Raw genomic sequence first — 24,015 nt, 5'->3', positions numbered from 1 at the left:
ATGGCTCGCGTCAAAGCGCGGCCAACGCGGCTATGACCCGCTCGACATCAGAGGCTTGCATATGGTTGTGCAAGGGCAGGGCGATGCTCCGCGCTTCGGTGGCGGTCGCGACCGGGAAGTCGGCCGGGTCGGTGCCGAAGGTCTTGCGATAGGCCTCCAGCCCGACGACGGAATGGGTGCCGGGACGCCCGCCTATGCCCGATGCCTGCAGATGCGCGAGGATCTCGTTGCGGCTGGCCGGAGCACGCTTTTCGTCGACCAGCGCGACATAGGCCTGCAGCGCGTGGACCTGGCCTTCCGGCCGAAGCGGTGCGCTGATCCAGTCGAATTGCTGCAGCCTGGCGTCGTAGAGCTTGGCGAGTTCGCTCCGTTCGGCGATGAAGCGATCGAGCTTCTCCAGCTGGATCGTGGCGATCGCCGCCTGGACGTCGGTCAGGCGATAGTTGAAGCCGAAGACCTTGAATTCAGGCAGCTCGTAAGGCTTCGGTCCGCGATGGCGAACTTCCTCGGAGATGCTTGCGCCATGATTGCGGTAAGTATCGACGAGAGCCGCGAGCCGATCGTCGTTCGTGGTGACGACGCCACCCTCGCCGCAGGTGATCGACTTGCGCGGGTGCAGCGAGAAGCAGCCGAGAGCGCCGAGCGCGCCGGCCGCCTTGCCCCGGTAGTCGGCTCCAGCCGCACAGGCGGCGTCCTCGACGATCGGAATATGATCGGGGACGACAGCACGCAGCCGATCCATGTCGGCGGTGAGGCCGAAGAGGTGAACGGCGATGACGGCCTTGGTCTTGGGGGTGAGCGCGCGCGCTACGGCGCTGGGATCGAGATTATAGCTCGCCGCCTCGATATCCACGAAAACGGGGGTCGCGCCGCAATGGACAACGACATTGGCCGTCGCGACCCAGGTGAAGGCGGGAACGATAACTTCATCGCCCGGGCCGATGCCGAGCGCGACGAGGGCGAGATGCAGTGCCGTGGTGCAAGACGTCACCGCGAAGGCATGCTTGACGCCATGGCGGGCTGCGAAATTCTCCTCGAAGCGCTTGACCCAGGGGCCCTGGGTCAACCAGCCCGATTCCAGAACGGAGCGGACCGCAGCGACCTCCTCCTCGCCCATGACAGGCTTGGCGATCGGAAGAAATGGAACGGACATCGCGATCTCCAGCGGGGCGGTTCGGCTGCCGAGCAGCGACTAGGTGGCCTCGATTAGGCGTAGGATTGCCGAGGCGCAAGCGTCCCGGAAGCGCAGTTGGCATTCATGCGGGATAGAGGTCGGGAGAATCGAGTGGCAGACCGGCTCGGATCCTGTCGATGACGCGCTCGTAGCGTTCGGCGCAGGCGTCTTGCCCGTGCCATGCGAGTGCGAAGGCGCGTGCTTGCGCACCGAGCGAGGCGCGCCGGTCGGGACCGAGGACGAGCGCGCGCAGCTTGTCGGTGATCGATAACTCGTCCGCATCGACCATGGGAACGTCCACGATCGGCCTGAGCGGCGGCAGCGGGGCGGCCTGATCGGGCCGAAGCCGGCAGATCGTCGCCTTTCCCAACATCAGGGCTTCTCGCGCGTTGGCTCCGTACCGACCATAATTCAGCTGGTCGACGACGATGTCGGCCTGCACCTGGAGGAACCGGACGCGTGTACTGGGAAGATCATGGGCAAAGATCAGTCGCACCGGGAGGCCTTCCGCGCGGAGGGCTTCGACGGCGGCTTTGATGGCTCCCGTGCCCTTGATGTCGCGTTCGCCGCTCCTGCGCGAGGCATAGTTTCCGACTGCGTGATAGATCAGGATCTCGCCTGGTCCACGCTCCACGCGCATGTCGTCGGGAATGTCGAGATCGGGGCGCCAGAGGTTCGGATCGAGCGTCGTCACGACAGGGCCGTAGACAGTCTTGTGGCCGACGCGCTCGGGCGTGGCGTGATCGCACTCCAGCCCGACCCAGTCGCAGAGGAGCGCGAGTTTCCTGTTCCAGGCGAGACTCCGGGCGTCATTGCAGACGTCGGGCCTGAGCTCCCAGACACAGCGACGACAAAGCCCGTCGGTCTGTTCCCGGATCGACGATTGAAGTCCACCATCCAGGCAGCCGCTGGGCATATATCCGATGGTGATGCCGTGGCGTCTGAGCTCGACCAGATCCCAGGGGACGATCCGCGGATTCTCGTTGTTTTCGACCAGCTCCGAGAAAAACGTCGGATAGCCCTGTCCGCAAAAATGCAGGGCGCCGAATCGTTCCGGGACCGTCCGGAAGAAGTCCCTCGTCTTGCGCACCATCGCAGCAGGGTCGCTGTCGAACAAGCTGACATCTTGTCCGTGAAAAAACTGCTGCTGAGCGCTGTCCGGAGACTCGAGCGAGACCGTGACGGCATCCCAGCCGCGCTCGCGCAAACCCGCGCTGAGGCAATTGAAGTGGTAGTAATTGTTGTGAAGTAAAAGGGCTGAGCGGCGCCGTGGCTCGGCGAAGCGCAGCTTGGGCAGCATCTGGGGCTCGTCGAATGGCAGCGGCGCCGGAAGTGCGATCGAGGCGGTCTTCGCGGCTTGAATGGCACGAAAATCGAGACGGTCGATATCCGCAACAAGGGACGACAGCGTCGCGAAATAATCGATGTTGTTCGGAGCGGCGCGCTGCTGCTGCGGATAGCGCTCGCTCAGCCAGGCGACAGCTTCCAGAGGCATCCGGCGGATCGCACCGAGCAATGCATCGCTGCGATGCGTGCCATGGCCGCCGTCGGGCTCGGGAACGATCAGCGCGACCTCGCTGATCGAGGCGTCGAGGATGGGTTGCAGCAGTCCGTCGGGTTGCTCGCCTGCCAGCTCGTCCCGCTGCTCGTCGTTCGGCGAGGCAAACAGGATTACGAGTTGCGCCTCGCGCCGTGCGGCCAATATCTCATAGGTCTCGCCGAGCGCCGCGATCTGGCCGATCTCCTTCATGATCGGAAGAATGGCTTCCTGATGGAAGTGTCGCGCTTGCAGCCTCTTCGTTGCGGCGAACCGCCGGCGCAGCGGGAGCATCTCCTGCTCCAGCCAAGCCAATTCGGTGCGCAGCCGTTCGTTGTCCCTGCGAAGCGCGCGATGCCTCAGGATCGACTTGGCGAGCGCGCGCCGGAGCTTGCCATGCCTCGAGGATAAGAGGAGCAGGGCCTGCTCGACATAGTCTTTCCAGGCTTTGCTGCGCCGGAGAAAATCGAGAGGAGTCCGGATCATCGGGCACTCTTTATCCGGGCCGGATAAGGCTCTCGTTCGCGCACGCTCATCCTCTTCCGGCGGTGTCTTTGTCGGCGTTCCGCCAGGCAATCAGGCGCCGCAGACCTTCATCCAGATTGATATCGGCTGTGAAGGCGATTTCTTCGGACGCACGCTTGGGACTGCCGATCCGGTTGCGTACAAGGGTCGCCTGGCTGCGTGGTGCGTAGTTGATCGGTTGATTGCTGCCGGTGAGATGGCAAATCCGCTCGGCGAGCTCCTTCAGCGAGGTGCGGATCCCCGTGCCGACATTGTAGAAGCGATCGACGGTCTCGGCGCGCATGGCGCAGAGATTGGCGCGCGCGCAATCCTCGACAGCGACGAAGTCGAAGGCCTCGGAACCGTCGCCGAGAATGGTGGGACCTTCGCCACGGTCGATGGCATCGAGCATTTTCATGATCACGGCGATATAGGCGCCACGATAATCCTGCCGCGGTCCGTAAACGTTCATATAGCGTAGGCCGACCAGGTTAAGGCCGTAGCGGTGATGGAAAGCGCGTGCCATGGCCTCTCCGGCAATCTTGGTCGCACCGTAGAAGTTCTTGTTGTTGAAGGGATGATCTTCGGTCATGGGCTCTGCGACCGCATCGCCATAGACGGAAGCCGAGGAGGAATAGACGAGACGCTTGATGTTCTTCGCCACACAGGCTTCGAGCACGTTGAACGTGCCGCGGACGTTCACGTCGAAAGCGGAGCGCGGGAAGTCGTGACATTGCAGCAGCCAGAGGGCTGCGAAATGGAACACGCCATCGGCGCCGTCGAACGCGGATTGCAACACGTCCGTTTGCAGGATGTCGCCGCCGACATCGTATATCTTCACGCGAGGATCCCGGAGCGCACCCGTCAAGTTGATCGCGCGCCCGCGCACGAAATTGTCGTAGACGAGAATTTCGCCGACATCCGTCTGCGTGAGCTGATCGACGGTATGGGAACCGATGAGACCGGCGCCGCCGATCACCACCACTTTTTTGCCGCTAAGATTCATCGCCTATCCATATGAGGATGTTGCATCGAGGTTTCGGGGGCGTCCGATCCGGAACTGTTCCGCGTTTCTCCTGACGGCGGATGCGCTCCTGGACGGTCTCGTCGGCTGTCTTCAACCGACGGATACGCTTTGCAAGACACTCTAGATTGCCTCATGCAGAAGCTTGGCGATGGCCTGGGCCGCTCGCCCAGTGCCATAATCGGGGATATCGCGGCGGGCGGTGTAGTCGGGGCCGGTCCAAAGCCGGTTCCAGCCTGCCTCGATGGTCTCGACCCATTCGGTCTCGTCGCGTAGCGTTACACAAGGCGCGCGGTGAAAATAGGCTTCCTTCTGAAGCCCGCCGGAATCGGTGAAGACGGCTGCGGCCTGGCTTAACAGGCGAGCCATGTCGAGATAGCCGATCGGATCGATCAGGGTCACTCCGGCAGGGGCGAGGCCGCGGCCGGTGAGCAGCTTGCGAGTCCGTGGGTGGACCGGCATCACCACTGGCACCTCATGGGCCGCAGCTTCGAGCCAGGCGACAACCCGCGCGAAGCGTTCGGGATCGTCGGTGTTCTCCGCGCGGTGGATGGTCGCGACCGCGTAGCTGCCAGGCCTCAGCCCGTGCGTCTCGATGATGGTCGAGCGGCCCTCCGCTCGTTTTACTGCGGCGAGCGTCGTATCGAACATGACGTCGCCGACGGCGTGAACGCCCTTCGTGATGCCTTCGGCCGCCAGATTGGCGACGGCGGTTTCCGTCGGGCAGAACAGCAGCGAACTGACATGGTCGGCCACGACACGGTTTACCTCCTCCGGCATGCGGCGGTTGAACGAGCGGAGACCCGCCTCGACATGTGCGACCGGAATGTTGAGCTTGGCGGCAGCAAGCGCTCCGGCGATCGTCGAATTGGTGTCGCCGTAGATCAGAACCGCGTCGGGCTTTTCCGCGAGCATCGCTTCCTCGAGTTTCTCTAGCATGCGGCCGGTCATCGCGCCATGGCCGAGACTGTTGACCTCGAGGTTGTAGCTGGGCTTGGGGATATCGAGCTCATCGAAGAAGACGTCCGACATCAGCGCATCGAAGTGCTGCCCCGTATGAGCGATGACCTCGGTCATGCCGGCCTCCGCGATCGCGCGGCTGACGGGAGCGGCTTTGATGAACTGGGGCCTAGCGCCCAGGACGGTAAAAATCTGAACCATGATCGTTCCGATGCCGGACAGCCGACCAGTGCACCCGACTGCTGGCTTGCGAATAGAAGATGGCCGCCGACAAAGCAATTCCGCGATGGCGGGCGCGGGGGGTTGCTGCAGCAAGTCTACGGTGCCTTGATGCAGCACGGTATGCAGATGGGCTTCAGCGCTTGACCACCAATCTCACTTCCACCTATCTCACGGCACCGCGAACAAGAGGATCTTCATTTGTCGAGCGTCAAGCGGGCGCTGGTCGCCTACTCCATGTCGAGCACGCATGTTCAGACGACGCTCGACTACCTGGTCGCATTCAAAAAATTTTCCGGCTTCGAGACTGACTTCGTTCACGTCACGCATAACGCGGTGATCGATTTTGCTTTCGATGGCTACGATATCGTCTTTCATAGCTATTGCGCTCGTTTGTGCTTCGAGGGGTATGTTTCGGACAGATATCGCGAGAAGCTGAAAGCCTTCTCCGGAGTGAAGGTCCTGGCGGTCCAGGACGAATATGACCGCACCGACACGCTCAAGGCGGCGATCAAGGACCTGGGTTTCGATATCGTCCTGACATGCGTGCCGCAGGATAGTCTCGACTATGTGTACCCCCGGTCGGAATTCCCCGATGTGACCTTCATCACGGTCTTTACGGGCTATGTTCCAGAAATGTTGATGTCCGAACTGCCCGCGCCCAAGCCTCTGGCGCAGCGATCGATCTTCATTGGTTATCGCGGGCGGGATATCGGTGGGCGCTACGGGCGCCTCGGCTTCGACAAGTTTGAGATCGGGCGGCGCATGAAGGAGCTATGCGATGCTCGCAGCATCGCGACCGATATCGCGATGGATGAGGCCAGCCGCATCTACGGCACGGCGTGGTTCGATTTCATCGGGAATTGCCGCGCCATGCTCGGTTCGGAATCGGGCTCCAACGTATTCGATTTCGACGGCAGCATCGAAGTCCGTTTCAAGGAAATGACGGCGGCCAATGGCGGCGTCCCGCCGAGCTATGCCGATTTCCTGCCGATCGTCGTCGATCGCGACGGCGAAATCGAGATGGGGCAGATTTCTCCGCGTGTTTTCGAGTGTGCGATGATGCGCACGCCAATGGTTCTCTTCAAGGGCCGCTATTCGGACGCCATCGTACCGAATCAGCACTACATCTCGTTGGAGAAGGATTTTTCAAACGTTGACGCGGTCCTTGAGCGCCTGAAAGATCTGCCGTCGCTGGAAGCAATGACTCAGCGCGCTTTTGACCACTTGGTCGGATCAGGCCGGTTCACCTACCGGGCATTTTACGCAGGCGTCGCCGGCGCGATCGAGGAACGATTGGCGCAGAAGTCCTGTGGCCGCAACCGGCAGGCTGAAGTGCCGATGCCGCCGACCGTGCCCGTATATCGATCCGGCATGATCGAGGAGCCCGCAACAGCTGTTCCGTTGGGCAGCAAGGGGTTTCGGTTGCGGGTTGATGCCGTAGAGGCGGCAGTCTATGGGCGCGAATTCGATAGGCTGACGGGAGAATTCGGCCATCTTCGCTCGATCTTCGAGCCAGAGATCAATCGTTTGCTCGGAAATTATGCGGGCATGCTTGATCGCCTGGTCCAAGCTGCCCAGATGACGATCCCGTCGTTCTTCACACTGGAGGACTGTGAGACCCCACGCCTCTTGGTCGACTATGATGCCGAGATGGTGTCAGCGTCGCAGCAGCGCAAGGAGATACGCGCCGCATTCGAAGCCGCGTTGCCGACCGGCACGGAAGAGGCAAGCTCGGAAGCGCTGCGACAGACGCTGCAGCACGAAAAAGATGGTTACTTCCATCTCATCGAGTGGATCAGACGGCTGAATGAAGTCTATGATGCGGATCGGCTGAACATAGAACGCGCCTTTCATAAGAGAATCGCCGCATTGGGCGCGACGATACTGCCAGGATTGTCGCCGAAACAGCGGTTTTCCGCGAGGTTGCTATTGCTCAGATTGCGGTTCTGGGCGGCTAGACGTCGCATACTGCGTGGGGCTGCACATTCTCCGGCGATGCGCCGTCTGCTCGCCGCAGTACCTGTGATCGCGCCGCTGGCGCGTCGGGTTGCTCGCCGACTGAGGCTGTCAGGCTTGACGTGATGGATATTTGCCGCCTCGGGCTCCGGTCCGAGGTTTGCCGCGATGCACCGACAGTCCATGTTAGGCAGGATGGGCTTTGGTTCGTTGGCGCTGCGAGGTGACGTTTTTGGAGGATGCCTCGATTATGTCCCTTTTGGCAGCGCGCAAGCCGCGCATTGGATTGATCTGTTTCTCCGCGATCCCAGACGATCCGCGTGTCCGCCGACAGGGCGATCTTTTCCATTCGCGTGGATGGGATGTCGTCGCGATCGGCTTGCCGCATGCCCGTTCGCAGCAACCACCATGGCAGTATCTGGCGATCGATTCCGGTTCTGGGGAGGGATCGAGCGCCGGCTTCCAAGAAGCGTCTGCCGCTCCAGCTGGAATCGTGAAAGAGGTTGTTGGCGGTTATGTCGAGGTTGCCGCGCCGGTGCGCGCACCGGATGCATTCGATCGGGCGTTGCGCTTCCTTCCAAGCGCCTGGCGACCGGCAACGCGAGCGCTGGCTGGACGGGTTCTACGCCGCACGCTCTTCCCTGTCCTGAGGAGGGCGGTGCGCGCCAAGGACGTTGCATTGGTCTATGCCAATCCGAAGCATGCCGACGCCACCTATTGGACGCTCAACGACCGCTTCGAGCGTCTCTACGAGCTCGCCAGCCGACATCGGGCCGACATCTGGCTGGCCAATGACTGGACGGCGATGCCGATCGCACGGCGCCTGGCGGCCGAGCAGGGTGTGCCTTACGCCTACGACACGCACGAACTGGCAGTCGACGAGTACGCCCACCGCCTGCTCTGGCGTCTGACCCAGCGCCCGGTCATCGCGGCGATCGAACGGGAGGGGATTGCGGGCTCTGCCGTGACGAGCTGCGTATCGCAGGGTATCGCCGACCGTCTGCACGAGCTCTACCGGCTGCCGGAGAAGCCGCTGCTGATCCGCAACATGCCGCGCTTTGAGGCGCATCCTTACAGGCCCTGCGGCAAGACGATCCAGGTGCTTTACCATGGCGTCGTCAATGTCGGGCGCGGGCTGGAAGCCTGCATCGACAGCGTCGCGCTCTGGCGCCCGGAATTCCGGCTGACGATCCGTGGGCCCGGCCCGGCCGAGTATCTCGAAGCGCTGGCCGCCCGGATCAAGGGAGCAGGCCTGGGTGACCGCGTCACGCTGGCCCCGCCTGTCCCGATGATCAATCTGGTCAAGGAGGCCGCTCGTTTCGATGTAGGCCTGTTCGCTCTGCCGGGGCATTCGAAGCAGAACGTCCATGTGCTGCCGAACAAGTTCTTCGAATACACGATGGCAGGCCTTGCGCTCTGCGTCTCCGATTTGCCGGAGATGACGGCGTTGCTGCGGCAGCATGACCTTGGGCGTTCGATCCCCAATGTCACGCCGCAAGCGATCGCGGCGGCGGTCAACGGTTTCGATCGTGCCTTGATCGACCTTCACAAGCGGCATGCGCTCGAGGCGGCGAAGCTGCTGAATTGGGAGGCGGAAGCGGATCGCCTCTTCGCGGCGATCGAGCAGGCGGTGGCAGCGGCTGCTGAGGCTCGGCAAATCGCTGCACAATGATCTGGTCGGCAAAGGCGGGTGGTGAAAAGGGTTAAGCTGCTCCGGCCGGCGCGAAACGGACGACCAGCGCGAGCAGCTTGCCGCCTTCCGCCTCGAAGTTGAGGTCCTGTGCCCGTGCAAGGGCTGCGCGCTTGCAGGCATCGATCCGCGCGGCGTCCAGGCCGGCCAGGCAGGTCGCGATGCCTTCCGGAGAGTCGTTCGAGAGCAGCAGGCCGCAGCCTGCTGCCTCGATCATGCTGCGGATCTCCGGCAGGTCGCTGCTGATCACCATCAGCCCCGCCTGCATGTATTCGAAGATTTTGTTGGGCATGGCGAAGCGCGCATGCGTCGTGCTGTTCGACAGGAGGAAGATGCCGATATCGGCTTGTGCAGCGGTGGATATGAGCTGATCGGGCGGAACCGGCGGCTCGAGGGCGATGCGCTCGCCGAGAGGGCCTGCGAGGTTGCGCAGGTGCTGGTCGAAGCCACCCTGAGCCGGGCCACGGATGACGAGGCGGAATTCTTCCGGCCATCGCGAAACGCTCTCGATCAGGGTTTCCAGGCCGCGGCGAGGTACGACCGCGCCGTGATAGAGCACGGTGATCGGACGCCTCGTGGGTCGAAATGCGGTCGCCTGCCACGCCGGCGTATTCGAGACGACGGTCGGACGCGTCAGGCCGTAGCGCTGGGCAAGGGCGTCGGCGATGCCGTCGCTGACCGTAGCGATCGCATCGGCCTCGCGGATATAGCGATCTTCGATCCTGACGACATGCTGCCGGGCGAGAAGCCGCCAGCGCCAGCTATCCGCGAATTCCTCCGGGGCGAATTCGTGACTGTCGTAGATGATGCGGGCCCCGCAGCCGCGCTTGGCCGCAAAGGCGAGGGGGAGCGCGCGCCAGTCATTGGCGATGACGAGATCGGGCTTGAAGCGGATCAGGTTCCTCCGCGTCGTCAGCCTGCTCGGCGAAAGCCAGTAGAGGAGGTCCGCGCTGGCCGGCAGGAGCGAGGCAGGCGCTTGCCGGAGCACCATGCCGAGGCGGACACGCGTGTCGCTGCCGGGGCCGGGGATGACCGTGACGGGGGCGGGTGGCGTGGCGGGCAAGGGGGCTTGAGCGAAGATGCGCACCTCGTAGCCGGCGCCGGCGAGCAGCGCAGCATGACGCAGCACGCGCGAGTCGTGCTGCAGAGGCGAAACGCAGACAAGCGCGATCCGTGTCATGGCAGCGGTGGCGTCCGGTCGGTGGCAGGCACGCCGGGCTGTGAGATGACCGAGCGCAGAAGGCGATCGATCTCCTGGCCGCGATGATGCCAGCTCGCCTCGCGGGCGACGTAGGCTGCGCCGTTGCGGCCGAGCGTCCGGGCTCTCTCGGGGGCGTCGGCGAGAGTCTTAACGGCTGCTGCGATGGCGGGGGCAGCCGCCGGCGGCACGACCAGCCCGGCTTCGGCCTGGCGGACAAGCTCGGCCTGGAAGGGCAGGTCGCTGGCGATGACGGGAACGCCGCAGGCCATGGCCTCGAACAGTTTCAGCGGTGCCACGCCCGAAGCGGAACGACCGTCCTGGTTTTCGATGACGCAAAGCGATGTCAGGGCGCCGCGCACGATGGCCGGAACGGCATCGTAAGGCTGCCGGCCCAGCCAAAGCAGCTTTCGATTGGCGAGCGCCTGTTCAACCTTGCCGCGTTCGATGCCATCGCCGACGATGACCAGCCGCAGATCAGCCGGCCAGTCCTGCTCCTTCAGGGCGGCCAGCATGGTGTCGATGCCGTGCCACGCGACGAGACCGCCGACGAAGATCACATATCGGCCCTGGACCGGGCTGGACGGGCCTTCCGGCTTGAACAGCTCGGTGTTGGCGCCGTTTGAAACCAGAGCGACGCGGTCATGGCCGGCAAAGGTCTTGACCCAGTCCACGAGCCCGGGCGTTACCGCGAGCAGGTGAGCGGCGCGCCGATACTGCGTGCGGTAAAGCCAGGAGAAGAGCGGGGAGAGTGGCTTTAGCCAGCGGTAGGTCACGCCGATATCAGCTGGGGTGCCATTGATCTCGTGAACCACCGGAATGCTGCGCCAGCGGGCCCATAGCGTCAGCGGCAGCGCCATGAAGTGCGAGCGGATGAAAACGACGTCGAACTCGGGCAAGCGTTTGCCAAGTTCGATCTGCGTACGGCCATAACCGAGGAGACGGCGCAGGAGCGAGGAGCGTGTGCTCGCACCGCCGCTGCTCGTCGCAAACAGCTCGACCTGCCAGCCGCAATCCCGCAGGCCGGCGATGATCTCGTCAATGTGGGTCTGCGAAGCTTGGCCCAGCCGTGGCGTCTCTAGAGAGAGATAAGCCAGCCGCAGGGGCCGGCTCATGCGACCGCGGCCGCCGGCTCCGTCAGAGCCTGCAGGACCTGTGCGATGATATAATCCTGCGTCTCTTCATCGAGATAGGGGTGCATCGGCAGGGCGACGACCTCCTGCGCGACGCGCTCGGAGATCGGCAGGCCGTTCCCGGCGACCGGATAGTGCTTGTAGGCGGTCTGCTGGTGCAGCGGCTTGGGGTAATAGACCGTGGTCGGCACGCCCTTGGCCTTCAGCGCGGCCTGGAAGGCGTCGCGACGGTCGGCAGCCACGCGGATCGTGTACTGGGCCCAGGTCGAAACGCAATCCGCCATGACATGGGGCGTCACGGCGACGTCCTTGAGCGCCGCGGTATAGCGGGCTGCCACGATCTGCCGCTTCTCGATCTCCTCGGCATAGACCTTGAGCTTCTCGATCAGCACGGCCGCCTGGATGGTATCGAGCCGCGAATTCACGCCGACGCGAACATTGTCGTACTTGTAGGAGCCCTTGCCGTGGAAGCGCAGCGACATCAGCAGCGCGGCATGCTCGTCATTATCGGTCAGGATCGCGCCGCCATCGCCATAGCAGCCGAGCGGCTTGGCCGGGAAGAAGCTCGTCGTGGCGAAATCGCCGATGCTGCCTGCGACGCGGCCCTTGTAGCGGGCGCCGAACCCTTGCGCCGAATCCGAGATCAGGACGAGGCCGTTCTGCTTGCAGAAGGCCTCGATCGGCTCGTAGTCGCAGGCCTGACCGAACAGGTCGACGCTGATCAGGGCGCGGCAGGTGAGCTTGTGCTGCTTCGCCGTCTCCAGCGCGGCGCCGAGGCTCTTCGGGTCGATATTGTAGGTCGCTTCGTCGATCTCGGCGAAGACGGGGGTGGCGCCCATCCAGGCCACGACCTCGGCGGTCGCCGCGAAGGTGAAGCTCGGGCAGATCACCGCGTCGCCGGGGCCGATGCCGAGTGCTTCGAGAACCAGGATCAGCGCGTCCGTGCCATTGGCGACGCCGATCGCGTGCTTGGCGCCGCAGAAGGCGGCGAGCTCGGTCTCGAACTGCTGGACCTGCTGGCCGAGAATGTAGTTGCCGTCATGGACGACCTTGAGAATGGCCTCGTCCATGGCCTTGCCGATGTACTGGCGCTGGGCCTTGAGGTCGATGAACTCGATCGGGGGGCGTTCGCTCATCAGGCAATCTCCTCCAGATGCTCCGAGCTGGTTTCCCGGTAGCGCGTTCCGGTCAGCGGACAGGTCAGGTCCGGCCCGAGCCGCTCGCCCGCCTTGCTCATCCAGCCGATCCGGCGCGCCGGGACGCCGGCCATCAGAGCATAGTCCGGCACGTCCCGGGTCACCACCGCGCCGGCGGCAATGAAGCAATACGCACCGAGCGTATGTCCGCAGACGATCGTCGCATTGGCGCCGATGCTCGCGCCCTGCTTTACCAGCGTGCGGCGGAACTCTGCCTTGCGGTTCATGAAGGCGCGCGGGTTGTTGACGTTGGTGAAGACGCAGGAGGGGCCGCAGAACACGTCCGCCTCCAGCTCGACACCGTCATAGAGCGCGACATTATTCTGGATCTTGCAGCCGTCGCCGATCGTCACGCGCGGCCCGGCCATCACGTTCTGGCCGAGCACGCAATCTTTGCCGACCGTGGTCTGGCCGAGGACATGCACGAAATGCCAGATCCTGGTGCCGGCGCCGAGGGTGGCGCCCTCGTCGACATAGGCGCTCTCATGGACGAGCGCGCCGGGAAAGCGCGGGTCTTCCCGCATCTGCGACGCGCCGGCCACGTTTCAGCCCTTGAGATACTTGGCGACGAAGGGATGCGTCTCGCCGCCGGTGACCACCGACGAATTGCGGAACTGCGAGACGACCTCGATCGAGAAACGGACATCCTCGAGGCCGTAGCCCTTGCCGGCGAGGATCTCCTCGTAGCTGCGGGTGTGCAGGTCGGTGAAACCCTCGGAGAACTCGACCTCCTCGCCGTCCATGGTGATCGAGCGGTAGGTCGTCTTCTGGCCCTTCACGCTGTCCGGCAGGTCGTTGGAATCAACCGAGAGGAACCAGCGCACATCGGCCTTCTCATAGGAGAGCAGGCCGCCGGCGCGTTCGCCCTCGCGCAGGTTCGCGGTCTGCGACTTGAGCGGGCCGAAGACATAGGCGAGCATGTCGAAGAAATGCACGCCGATATTGGTGGCGACACCGCCGGACTTGGCGTCGTCGCCCTTCCAGGAGGCGTGATACCAGCGCCCGCGCGAGGTGATGTAGGTCAGGTCGACGGAATGGCGCTCGTTGGAGGTCGCGATGCGCTGCTTCAGCGCCTGGATCGCCGGGTGCAGCCGCAATTGCAGGATGGTATTGACCTTGCGGCCGGAGTCGCGCTCGATCTCGATCAGCCCGTCGATGTTCCAGGGGTTGAGGACGAGCGGCTTCTCGCAGATCACGTCGCTGCCGGCGCGCAGGCCGAAGCGGATATGGGCGTCGTGCAGGTAGTTCGGCGAGCAGATGGCGACATAGTCGATGCGCTCGTCGCGGCGGCGCAGCTTGTCGACATGCCTGTCGAAGCGCTCGAATTCGGTGAAGAAATGCGCCTGCGGGAAATGGCTGTCGATGATGCCCACGGAATCGTTGGGGTCGAACGCGACCTTGAGGTCGCCGCCCACGGCCTTGATGGCCTTCATGTGGCGCGGCGCGATATAGCCGGCGGCACCGATCAGCGCGAATGACGTCATAATGTGTTCTCTGGCGTTTCCCTGGGGCGTCCCGGCTCAGGCCTTGACGATATTGTCGCCGGTCAGGCCGGCCTTAGCGCAGGCATTGCGCGTGTCGACGACGAGGCGGGCCGCAGCGACGAGCGCCTTGTAGTCGACCGCGTCATGGTCTGTCGCGATCAGCACGGCGTCATAGCCCTTGATCGTCTCGGGCGAAAGTGTGGCCGAGACGCGGCCGGTCAGATTGGCATGCTCGCGGGTCGGCGGGATCACGGCGACGTGCGGGTCGTGATAATCGGCCGTGGCGCCGCGCTCCTCGAGCAGCTCGATCAGGCGCAGCGAGGGGCTCTCGCGCATGTCGTCGATGTTCTTCTTGTAGGCGATGCCCATCACCAGGATCTTCGCCCTGTTGAGCCCGCGGCCCTGCTGGCGGTCGAGCGCCTCGGCGACGCGGTCGACCACCCAATGCGGCATGGCCGTGTTGATCTGGCCGGCGAGCTCAATGAAGCGGGTGGTGACGTCGAACTCGCGTGCCTTCCACGTCAGGTAGAACGGGTCGATCGGGATGCAGTGCCCGCCGAGGCCAGGGCCCGGATAGAACGGCATGAAGCCGAAGGGCTTGGTCTTGGCGGCATCGATCACCTCCCAGACATCGATGCCCATCTTGCCGTAGATCACCTTGAGCTCGTTCACGAGCGCGATGTTGACGGCGCGGAAGATGTTCTCGGTCAGCTTGACCGCCTCTGCCGTGGCCGAGGAGGAGACAGGCACGGTCTTGACCACGAGCGCGCCATAGACCGCGTTGGCCAGCTCCAGCGCATCCGCGCCGTCGCCGCCGACCACCTTCGGGATGGTCGAGGTGCCGAAATCCGGGTTGCCGGGGTCCTCGCGCTCGGGCGAGAAGGCGAGGTGGAAATCGACGCCGCTCTTGAGGCCGGTCTTCTCGAAGATCGGGCGCATGATCTCGTCCGTCGTGCCGGGCCATGTCGTCGATTCAAGCACGACCAGATGACCCTTGCGCAGGCGCGGTGCGATCGCCTTGGCCGTCGCCTCGACATAGCTCAGGTCCGGCTCGCGATGCTTGGTCAGCGGCGTCGGCACGGCGATGATGATCGCGTCGACGTCGCGCAGCTCGTCGAAATCGGTCGTGGCGCGGAAGCGGTCTTCCCTGATCGCGGCGGCGATCGCCTCGGTGGGGATATGCTTGATGAAGCTCTCGCCGCGGTTGATCTGGGCGACGCGCTTGGCATCGATGTCGAACCCGACGACCTGGAAGCCCGCCTTGCAGGCCGTCAGCGCCAGCGGGATACCGACATAGCCGAGACCGATGATGCCGATCCGATAGGTCTTGGCTGCGATGCGTGCGAGCTGATCGGAAAGGCCGGAGCCGGTGACGGGGCGAGGAGACGCCGAAGCTGACATGAGCGGCTTTCCGCTGGAAGGGCGCACATGGCGCGAAATCAAGATTCAACGGAGGCTTTGCCGTTCGGTTAGAACGATGTCAACCTGAGCCGCCTAGGTTTGAGTGTCCATTGGTCAAGTTTTAGGCAGAATTCCGGCGGGTTGACGGGGCGGCACCTTACGTCGGTCGTCTCTGCGCCGGAGCGGGCGAGCCGGCTTGCTGTGTCGCTGCCCGATGCGCGATAAACGGAGCGGCAGGTTTGCCAGACCTGTGCTGACGGGGTTTCGATGAGTTTCCGCAATATCCATGCCCACGGTCTCGTCCGGATCGCCTGTGCCGCGCCGCGGTTGAAGGTGGCCGACCCGATTTTCAACATGGCCGAGACCATTGCGATGCTGCGGCGTGCGGAGGAGGGCTCCGCCTCGCTCTGCCTGTTCCCCGAACTCGGCATCAGCGCCTACGCCATCGACGATCTGCTCCAGCAAAACGCTCTGCTCGATGCCGTGGACGACGCGCTGGCCCGGCTCGTCGACGAAAGCCGCAACCTGCGCTGCGTCGCGGTGGTCGGTGCGCCCCTGCGCGTCGAGGGGCGGCTGTTCAACTGCGCCGTTGCGATCCATCGCGGTCGTGTTCTCGCCGCCGTGCCCAAGACCTACCTGCCGAACTACCGCGAATTCTATGAGCGCCGCCAGTTCGCCTCGGGCGAGCGGGCCAGCGCCCTCTATATCGATCTCTGCGGGCAGGAGGTGCCCTTCGGCACAGATATCCTGCTGGCGGCGAGCGATATCCCGGATCTCGTGGTCCATATGGAAATCTGCGAGGACGTCTGGACGCCGATCCCGCCTTCGTCCTATGCGGCGCTCGCCGGCGCGACGCTCCTGCTCAATCTCTCGGCTTCCAACGTCACCATCGGCAAGTCGGACTGGCGCCACGCGCTCTGCAAGGCGCATTCCGGCCGCTGCATCGCGGCCTATGCCTATTCCGCCGCCGGCACCGGTGAATCGACCACCGACCTCGCCTGGGACGGGCAGGCGATGATCTACGAGAACGGTGCCCTGCTGGCCGAGGCCGAGCGTTTCGCCGCCGAGCCGCAGCTCATCCGCGCCGATATCGATCTCGAACGGTTGGCGATGGACCGCATCCGCCAGAACACCTTCGGCGACAGCGCCGACCTCAACCGTGACCGGCTCGGCTTCCGCCGTATCGAATTCGCGCTGGAGCCCGATCGCGACAGCGATCTCGGTCTCGTCCGCGAGGTCGATCGTTTCCCCTTCGTGCCGAATGACGACGCCAGGCTGAACGAGCTCTGCTTCGAGGCCTACAACATCCAGTCGCACGGCCTGCGCAAGCGGCTGGAGAGCACATGGCTCGACAAGGTGGTGATCGGGGTCTCGGGCGGCCTCGACTCGACGCAGGCCCTGATCGTCGCGGCCCATACATTCGATGCGCTCGGCCTGCCCCGCGAAAACATCCTCGCCTATACGCTGCCGGCCTTCGCCACGAGCAAGGACACCAAGGACAATGCCTGGCGCCTGATGCGCGCGCTCGGCGTCAGCGCCGAGGAGATCGACATGACGCCGGCCTGCCGGCAGATGCTGGTCGATATCGGCCATCCCTTCGCCAAGGGCGAGCCCGTCTACGATATCACCTTCGAGAATGTGCAGGCCGGCGCGCGCACCTCCGTGCTCTTCCGTCTCGCCAACCGGCACAATGCGCTGGTGATGGGCACCGGCGACCTCTCGGAACTGGCGCTCGGCTGGTGCACCTACGGCGTCGGCGATCACATGTCGCATTACAACGTCAACGGCTCGGTGCCGAAGACGCTGATCCAGCACCTGATCCGCTGGGTTGCGCAATCCGGCCGCTTCGGCGCCGAGGCATCGGATGTCATGCTCGACATCCTCGCAACCGAGATATCGCCGGAGCTGGTGCCGGGCGATGGCGACAAGCCGGCGCAGAAGACCGAGGATTTCGTCGGCCCCTATGCGCTGCAGGATTTCAACCTGTTCTACACGACGCGCTACGGCTTCAGGCCCAGCAAGATCGCCTTCCTCTCCGAGCACGCCTGGCGCGATGCCGGCGCCGGAGACTGGCCGCCCAACATGGAGGCGGGAAAGCGCGTCGCCTATGATCTGCCGGCGATCAAGCGCTGGCTCGGCGTCTTCATCCGGCGCTTCTTCGAGACCAGCCAGTTCAAGCGCTCGGCCGTGCCGAATGGTCCGAAGGTCTCGTCCGGCGGCTCGCTCTCGCCGCGCGGCGACTGGCGCGCGCCCAGCGACGCCTCGGCTGCGCCCTGGCTCAAGGACTGGGAGCGGATTCCGGATTGAGCAGCGGCAGAACGCCGCTCAGGCGATGCCGAGCAGGCGGATCAGGCCGAGGCTGACGGCCGTCAGGGCGATCAGGGATAGCGTCACAGCGGCGGTGACCCGCCCGCCGGCACGGGCGACGACCCGGACATCGACCCCGAGCCCCAGCGCCGCCATCGAAATGATGGTGAGCACGCTCGCTGTCTTGGCGAGGGGGGCGAGCGCCATCTCCGGGATGAGGCCGTGGCTGCGCAGCGCCGCCATGCCGAGGAAGGCGATGATGAACCAGGGCACGAGCTTGTTGACGGCCAGGCGTCGCGAAGCCGGGCTGGCGCCGCCGGTGCCGGCTTCCCGGTCGTCCCGTAACCGGTGTCCCAGGATCGAGAGCGTCAGCACGACGGGGCCGAGCATCAGCACGCGCACCAGCTTGACGAGGGTGCCGATCTGGACGCTGGCGGCCGCAACGGGAGCGGTCGCGGCCAGCACCTGCGGGACGGCATAGACCGTCAGCCCTGCCAGGACGCCGTATTGCGTCTCGCTCATGTGCAGGAGCGGGACGAGCAGGGGCAGTCCGAGCACCACCAGAACGCCCAGCACTGCGGTGAAGGCGATCGAGGCGGCGACATCCTTGCCGTCGGCGCCGATCACCGGCGCGACGGCGGCGATGGCCGAATTGCCGCAGATGGAATTGCCGCAGGCGACCAGAACCGCCATGCGCTTCGGCAAACCCAGGGCACGGCCCAGCAGGAAACTGACGACGAGCGCCAGCGCCACCACCACCGCGATTCCGATCAGCAGCGCCGGTCCGGCGGCCATGATCATCGCCACGTTCAAGGAGGCTCCGAGCAGCACGATGGCGATCTCCAGCACCATCTTCGCGGAGAAGGCGATGCCAGGCCGCCAGATTTCGGAGGGCGTCCAGATCGAGCGGATGGCCGTGCCGATCAGGATCGCCAGCACCAGCGCCTCCAGCCAGGCGCGACCGGTTGCGAGGGCTTCGATATGTTCCAGCACGAAGGCGACGGCGCTGATGCCTGCACAGAGGCCGAGGCCTGGCAGGATGCGTCCTGCGTTCTGCAACAGGGAATTGGTCGGTGCAGGCGAGGGGGCGGGGGCGTGCATGATCGTAGGAGAACCTTCTTCTCCGCTGACCTAGTCGGAGAAGGAATAAACTGTCTATCGTATTGTTTCGATCGCTCTGTTCGGTGTGGTCGAACGGTGGAGGCGTTGCGCCGGATACACGGTCGGTGCTTCGGCATCCGGGCCGGCCGGTCGAGGACATGGGGCGATCGGCTTCCAAAGCTCAGGGCGGTCATGCCGTCGAAACTCGGACAGGCCTCTGCCTGGCGAGGCAGGAAACGGGTGTCAGCCCGGGCCTGGTTCAACTCTAAGGGCGGCTCATGTCTTTGGAGGAGAAGTGCCGTGGAACTGGAAGGGAAGACGGTCGTCGTGACGGGCGCCAGCAGCGGGATCGGCGCGGCGGGGGCGGAACTGTTCGCGAAGGAAGGGGCCAATGTGGTGCTGGGCGCCCGCCGGTCCGCCGAGCTCGGGGCGCTGGCGGCTCGAATCCAGGCTGCTAACGGCAGGGCGGTTGTCCTGGCGGGTGACGTCCGGGACGCGGGCTACGCCGAGGCGCTGGTCGACCTGGCGGTCCGGGAGTTCGGAGGTCTCGACGGCGCGTTCAACAACGCGGGCATCGTGGGGGAGATGTTGCCGGTACCCGACATGGCGAAGGCAATCTGGGACGATGTGATATCCGTCAATCTCACCTCCGCCTTCCTGGCGGCGAAGGCACAGATCCCCGCTATCAGGAAGCGCGGCGGCGGCTCGATCGTGTTCACCTCGTCCTTCGTGGGCTTCAGCAACGGCGGGTTGCCGGGCATGGGGGCCTATGCGGCATCCAAGGCCGGCATGAACGGGCTGGCGCAGTCATTGGCATCGGACCATGCCTCGGAAGGCATCCGCGTGACCGCGCTGATGCCGGGAGGCACGATCACCCCCGCGGGAGGCGAGGGAAATCCCGATGTGATGAGCTTCGTCGCGAACCTTCATCCGATGAAACGCATGGCGAGCGCGCAAGAGATCGCTCAGGCGGCGCTTTTCCTCCTGTCGGACCGATCAAGTTTCATGACGGGAAGCCCGATGATCGTCGATGGCGGCATGTCGGTTCGATTGCTCTGACGATCCGACTCGCAGCCCCTTGGCAGAAGATCGATGACGTCTTCGGCGTTTCCGGAGGGAGCGGCCTCTCGGCCGGTCGTCAGGGCGGCGGGAAGCCATTGGGGACGGGGCCGTCGCGACGGTTTCGGCTTCCGGCTCCAGGGCCGGTATGGCGCTCCGCAACAAAAAAGCCCGCGGCTGGCGCCGCGGGCTGATCGTTTCGAGGAGGGCAGGCTCAGGCCGCGATGGCGGCCGGGTCCTTCTTCTCCCATTCCTCGCCCCAGATCATTACGGCATGGCCCGGCGAGACCTCGCGATACTGGCGTACCGGCGGCACATAGTCGGGCGGGCGGACGGGGCTCTTGATCTCGTCGTTCGAGACCGGGCGCTTCTGCAGGCGACGCGCCGGATCGGCGATCGGGACCGCCGCAAGCAGGCGCTTGGTATAGGGGTGCTGCGGGTTCTGGAAGATCGCCTCGCGCGGGCCGATCTCGACGATTTCGCCGAGATACATCACCGCGACGCGATGGCTGACGCGCTCCACCACCGCCATGTCGTGCGAGATGAAGAGATAGCCCAGGCCCATGCGCGCCTGCAGGTCGAGCATCAGGTTGACCACCTGCGCCTTCACCGAGACGTCGAGCGCCGAGACCGCCTCGTCGGCCACGATCAGGCGCGGCTCGACCGCGAGCGCGCGCGCGATGCAGATGCGCTGGCGCTGGCCGCCCGAGAACTCGTGCGGGAAGCGGTTCGCCATATCCGGCTGCAGGCCGACGCGCTGGAGCAGATCGGCGACCTTGTCGCGTGCTTCCGAGCGGCTGGCGAGGTGGTTGATCAGCAGCGGCTCGGCGACGGCGGTGCCCACGTTCATGCGCGGGTTCAGCGAGGCGAACGGATCCTGGAAGATCATCTGCATGCGCTTGCGCTGCTCGCGCAGGTCGGTCTGGTTGAGCTTCAGCACGTCGACGCCGTCGAGCAGGACCGAACCCGCGAGCGGCTCGATCAGGCGCATCACCGAGCGGCCGGTCGTCGACTTGCCGCAGCCGGATTCGCCGACCAGCGCCAGCGTCTCGCCGGCCATCAGGCTGAACGAGACGTTCTCGACCGCGTGCACCCGGCCCTTGACCGCGGAGAGCAGGCCGCCGCGGATCTCGAAGCGCGTGGTCAGGCCCGCGACCTCGAGGACCGGGCGCTCGGCCGCCTTGACGGTATCGGGCACCTCGACCGGCACGTCGGACTCGCCGGTATTGCGGTCGACGACCGGAAAGCGCATCGGGCGCGCCTTGCCGATCATCGAGCCGAGCTTCGGCACGGCCGAAATCAGCGCCTTCGTATAGGGCTTCTTCGGGTTGGCGAAGATGTCCTCGGTCGCGCCGGTCTCGACCTCGTCACCGTTGTACATCACGACCGTGCGGTCGGCGATTTCGGCGACGACGCCCATGTCGTGGGTGATGAAGAGGACGGACATGCCCTCTTCCTCCTGCAGCGTCTTGATCAGCTCCAGCGTCTGCGCCTGGATCGTCACGTCGAGCGCGGTGGTCGGCTCGTCGGCGATCAGCAGCTTCGGCTTGCAGGCCAGCGCCATCGCGATCATCACGCGCTGACGCATGCCGCCCGAGAAGCGGTGCGGATACTCGTGGAAGCGCGACTTCGCCGCGGGGATGCGGACCTTCTCCAGCAGGCGGATGGTCTCGGCCTCGGCCTCCGAGCGCGACAGGCCGCGATGCAGGATCAGCGCTTCCGCGATCTGGAAACCGATGGTCAGCACCGGGTTCAGCGAGGTCATCGGCTCCTGGAAGATCATCGCGATCTCGTTGCCGCGGATATGGCGCATCTCCGCATCCGGCAGCGTCAGCAGCTCCTTGTCGTTGAGCTTGATCGAGCCCTCGATCTTGCTCGATTGCGGCGGGGTCAGGCGCATGATCGACAGCGCGGTCACGCTCTTGCCGGAGCCGGACTCGCCGACGACCGCGAGCGTCTCCTTCGGCTTGATGTCGAAGGAGATGTTGCGGACGACCGACTTCCACTGGCCTTCCACCCGGAAGGAGGTGGTGAGATTCGATACGGTCAGGATCGGTGAGGTCATATCTAGCCCTTCCCTGGGATCAGATGACGCGACGCGGATCGAGCGCATCGCGCAGGCCGTCGCCGATGAAGTTGATCGAGAGCACGGTAAGGAAGATCGCGGCGCCTGGGAACAGGGCCCAGTGCGGAGCGGTGTCGAGCTGGTCCTTGGCGTCGAACAGCAGGCGTCCCCAGGTCGGGATGTCCGGCGGGAAGCCGAGGCCGAGGAAGGAGAGCGTCGATTCGGCGATGATCGCCGAGGACACCTCGATCGTCGAGGCGACGATGACGGGCCCCAGAGCGTTCGGCAGGATGTGCCGGAACATCTGGCGCATCTTGGTCGCGCCCTGTGCCCGGGCCGCCTCGACGAATTCCTTCTCGCGCAGCGAGAGGAACTGCGCGCGCACAAGGCGCGCCACCGGCATCCAGCGCAGGCCGCCGATGACGATGACGATCAGCACGAAGACGCCGCCCTCGACGCCGAACACGGCCTTCAGTTGCTCGCGGAACAGGTAGATGATCAGGAGCAGCAGCGGGAGCTGCGGCAGGGACAGGAACAGGTCCGTTACCCACATCAGGAACGGGTCGGCATATTTGCGCGACATGCCGGCCAGCGCGCCGATGAGCACGCCGACGATCGTCGCCACCACCATCGCCGCCAGGCCGACCGCGAGCGAGATGCGCCCGCCATACATCATGCGCGCGAGGAGGTCCTGGCCGAGATCGTCGGTCCCGAGCGGATGCGCCCAGGAGGGACCCTGGAGCTGCGCCGAGAAGTCGATCTCGTTGATCGCTACCGGCCACAGCCAGGGGCCGACGATGACGCCGAGGATCAGCAGGCCGAGCACCACGGTGCTCGCCATGGCCAGGCGGTGGCGGCGGAAGCGGCGCCAGGTCTCCCGCCCCGGGGAGACCGAGGCCGGGCTCGCGGCAGCGCCCGCAGCCGGATCAGCTGAAGGAGATGCGAGGGTCGAGCCAGCCATAAAGAATATCCGCGATGAGGTTGAAGAAGACGACCAGGCAGGAGAACACGAAGGTCACGGCCATGATGACCGGCGTGTCGTTGGCGAGGATCGCGTCGATGAGCAGCGAGCCGATGCCCGGCACGCGAAAGATCTGCTCGGTGACGAGGGCGCCGCCGAACACGGCGGGCATCTGCAGGGCGACAAGCGTCACGACCGGGATCAGCGCGTTGCGCGTGATGTGCCGGAGCGTGACCCGGCGCTCGCTCAGGCCCTTGGCGCGTGCCGTGGTGACATAGTCGAGCCGGATGACGTCGAGCACGGCCGAACGGACATAGCGCGTGTAGGAGGCGGCCTGGAACAGGCCGAGCACAGTGATCGGCATGATCGCCTGGCGGAACATCTCCCAGTACCAGCGCCAGCCAGTCGCGGCGATGTCGGAGCGGTAGACGAAGGGGAACCAGTCCAGCGTGACCGAGAACACCAGGATGAAGAGCAGGCCGGTGAAGAAGGTCGGCAGGGAGAAGCCGATGAAGGCCAGCGTGTTGGCGATCTGGTCGAAGACCGAATAGGGGCGCGTCGCCGCGTAGATGCCGACCGGGAGTGCGATGCACAGCGCCAGGATCTGCGAGGAGCCGACCACGAACAGCGTCGTCGGCAGGCGCTGCAGGATCAGGTCGTCGACATTGATGCGGCTGGCGAATGAGAAGCCCCAGTCACCCTGCGCCATATTCGACAGCCAGCGCAGATAGCGCACCATGACCGGATCGTTGAGGCCGAAGCTGGCGCGCAGCGCCTCGCGGACTTCAGGCGGGACGTTCGGATTCGTCGCCATTTCCGAGAACGGATCGCCCGGCGCCAGCGCCAGGATCGTGAACAGGATCACGCTGATCCCGAGCAGGCTGGGGATGGCGATGAGCAGCCGCCTGATGAGATATGTCGCCATAAAAAGGTCTCTGTACGCACGGCGGGGCCGCGAAGCAGTGTTGATGACGGCCGGCCCGTCCCCGCTGCTGATGCAGCCGCGGAGGCGGGCCGGCGCGCATGATGCCCGTCACGGCGGG

At 64.8% G+C, this 24,015-nt stretch carries 18 protein-coding genes; 4 read left to right on the top strand and 14 right to left on the bottom strand.

Annotated elements, in window-relative coordinates:
• Positions 1-10: 10 nt before the first annotated feature.
• The 4 genes from OCUBac02_RS21230 to wecB all read right to left on the bottom strand — a co-directional run bounded on the left by OCUBac02_RS21230 (position 11) and on the right by wecB (position 5,538).
• Positions 11-1,153, bottom strand: coding sequence for a DegT/DnrJ/EryC1/StrS family aminotransferase (locus tag OCUBac02_RS21230; RefSeq protein WP_173048456.1), 1,143 nt, complete (start codon positions 1,151-1,153; stop codon positions 11-13).
• A gap of 103 nt (positions 1,154-1,256) precedes the next feature.
• Positions 1,257-3,287 carry a glycosyltransferase gene (locus tag OCUBac02_RS21225; protein ID WP_173048454.1) on the bottom strand — a complete coding sequence of 677 codons (2,031 nt, stop codon included), beginning with the start codon at positions 3,285-3,287 and terminating at the stop codon, positions 1,257-1,259.
• Positions 3,244-4,221, bottom strand: a complete 978-nt coding sequence (locus OCUBac02_RS21220) for an NAD-dependent epimerase/dehydratase family protein (RefSeq protein WP_173048452.1) — start codon at positions 4,219-4,221, stop codon at positions 3,244-3,246. Before OCUBac02_RS21220 ends, OCUBac02_RS21225 begins: the two co-directional genes overlap by 44 nt.
• A 141-nt stretch (positions 4,222-4,362) precedes the next feature.
• On the bottom strand, positions 4,363-5,538 hold the full coding sequence (gene wecB / locus OCUBac02_RS21215) for a non-hydrolyzing UDP-N-acetylglucosamine 2-epimerase (protein WP_280528835.1): 1,176 nt from the start codon (positions 5,536-5,538) through the stop codon (positions 4,363-4,365).
• Positions 5,539-5,619: 81 nt separating this feature from the next.
• Here wecB and OCUBac02_RS21210 point away from each other — a divergent pair, with 81 nt between their 5' ends.
• On the top strand, positions 5,620-7,503 hold the full coding sequence (locus tag OCUBac02_RS21210) for a hypothetical protein (protein WP_173048450.1): 1,884 nt from the start codon (positions 5,620-5,622) through the stop codon (positions 7,501-7,503).
• Positions 7,504-8,035: 532 nt separating this feature from the next.
• Positions 8,036-9,049, top strand: coding sequence for a glycosyltransferase (locus OCUBac02_RS21205; RefSeq protein ID WP_348521637.1), 1,014 nt, complete (start codon positions 8,036-8,038; stop codon positions 9,047-9,049).
• Between the two features lie 31 nt (positions 9,050-9,080).
• Here OCUBac02_RS21205 and OCUBac02_RS21200 read toward each other — a convergent pair whose 3' ends face one another.
• The 6 genes from OCUBac02_RS21200 to OCUBac02_RS21175 are packed head-to-tail and all read right to left on the bottom strand — an operon-like array spanning position 9,081 to position 15,479.
• Positions 9,081-10,247 carry a glycosyltransferase gene (locus OCUBac02_RS21200; RefSeq protein ID WP_173048446.1) on the bottom strand — a complete coding sequence of 389 codons (1,167 nt, stop codon included), beginning with the start codon at positions 10,245-10,247 and terminating at the stop codon, positions 9,081-9,083.
• The gene (locus OCUBac02_RS21195) at positions 10,244-11,380 is read right to left on the bottom strand and encodes a glycosyltransferase (protein ID WP_173048444.1); all 1,137 of its coding nucleotides are present in this window, start codon (positions 11,378-11,380) and stop codon (positions 10,244-10,246) included. Before OCUBac02_RS21195 ends, OCUBac02_RS21200 begins: the two co-directional genes overlap by 4 nt.
• A complete protein-coding gene (locus tag OCUBac02_RS21190; RefSeq protein WP_173048442.1) occupies positions 11,377-12,534 on the bottom strand; it encodes a DegT/DnrJ/EryC1/StrS family aminotransferase in 1,158 nt (385 codons plus the stop codon). The genes OCUBac02_RS21195 and OCUBac02_RS21190 overlap by 4 nt, the downstream gene beginning before the upstream one ends.
• Positions 12,534-13,136 carry an acyltransferase gene (locus OCUBac02_RS21185; protein ID WP_465247737.1) on the bottom strand — a complete coding sequence of 201 codons (603 nt, stop codon included), beginning with the start codon at positions 13,134-13,136 and terminating at the stop codon, positions 12,534-12,536. Before OCUBac02_RS21185 ends, OCUBac02_RS21190 begins: the two co-directional genes overlap by 1 nt.
• A gap of 3 nt (positions 13,137-13,139) precedes the next feature.
• On the bottom strand, positions 13,140-14,078 hold the full coding sequence (locus tag OCUBac02_RS21180) for a Gfo/Idh/MocA family oxidoreductase (protein ID WP_173048440.1): 939 nt from the start codon (positions 14,076-14,078) through the stop codon (positions 13,140-13,142).
• A 36-nt stretch (positions 14,079-14,114) separates the two neighbouring features.
• A complete protein-coding gene (locus OCUBac02_RS21175; RefSeq protein WP_173048438.1) occupies positions 14,115-15,479 on the bottom strand; it encodes a nucleotide sugar dehydrogenase in 1,365 nt (454 codons plus the stop codon).
• A 267-nt stretch (positions 15,480-15,746) separates the two neighbouring features.
• Between OCUBac02_RS21175 and OCUBac02_RS21170 the strand changes: the two genes are divergently transcribed.
• Complete coding sequence (locus OCUBac02_RS21170; RefSeq protein WP_173048436.1) at positions 15,747-17,786, top strand: NAD(+) synthase; 2,040 nt, start codon at positions 15,747-15,749, stop codon at positions 17,784-17,786.
• Between the two features lie 18 nt (positions 17,787-17,804).
• Here the strand turns inward: OCUBac02_RS21170 and OCUBac02_RS21165 are convergent, their stop codons facing one another.
• On the bottom strand, positions 17,805-18,887 hold the full coding sequence (locus OCUBac02_RS21165; RefSeq protein WP_173048434.1) for a YeiH family protein: 1,083 nt from the start codon (positions 18,885-18,887) through the stop codon (positions 17,805-17,807).
• A gap of 300 nt (positions 18,888-19,187) precedes the next feature.
• On the opposite strand from OCUBac02_RS21165, the gene OCUBac02_RS21160 reads away from it, so the two are divergent.
• The gene (locus tag OCUBac02_RS21160) at positions 19,188-19,946 is read left to right on the top strand and encodes an SDR family oxidoreductase (RefSeq protein ID WP_047580761.1); all 759 of its coding nucleotides are present in this window, start codon (positions 19,188-19,190) and stop codon (positions 19,944-19,946) included.
• Between the two features lie 214 nt (positions 19,947-20,160).
• Here the strand turns inward: OCUBac02_RS21160 and OCUBac02_RS21155 are convergent, their stop codons facing one another.
• From OCUBac02_RS21155 to OCUBac02_RS21145, 3 genes are read right to left on the bottom strand one after another with little or no spacing between them, the layout of a single operon-like run.
• The gene (locus OCUBac02_RS21155; protein WP_173048432.1) at positions 20,161-22,011 is read right to left on the bottom strand and encodes an ABC transporter ATP-binding protein; all 1,851 of its coding nucleotides are present in this window, start codon (positions 22,009-22,011) and stop codon (positions 20,161-20,163) included.
• Positions 22,012-22,030: 19 nt separating this feature from the next.
• A complete protein-coding gene (locus tag OCUBac02_RS21150; protein ID WP_047580762.1) occupies positions 22,031-22,972 on the bottom strand; it encodes an ABC transporter permease in 942 nt (313 codons plus the stop codon).
• On the bottom strand, positions 22,938-23,897 hold the full coding sequence (locus OCUBac02_RS21145) for an ABC transporter permease (protein WP_047580763.1): 960 nt from the start codon (positions 23,895-23,897) through the stop codon (positions 22,938-22,940). The genes OCUBac02_RS21150 and OCUBac02_RS21145 overlap by 35 nt, the downstream gene beginning before the upstream one ends.
• Between the last annotated feature and the right edge of the window lie 118 nt (positions 23,898-24,015).

The organism is Bosea sp. ANAM02, from assembly GCF_011764485.1.
Taxonomy (GTDB): Bacteria; Pseudomonadota; Alphaproteobacteria; order Rhizobiales; family Beijerinckiaceae; genus Allobosea.
Note: the sequence above shows the minus strand (reverse complement) of the source record. Positions and strands in the feature narration are given on the sequence as shown.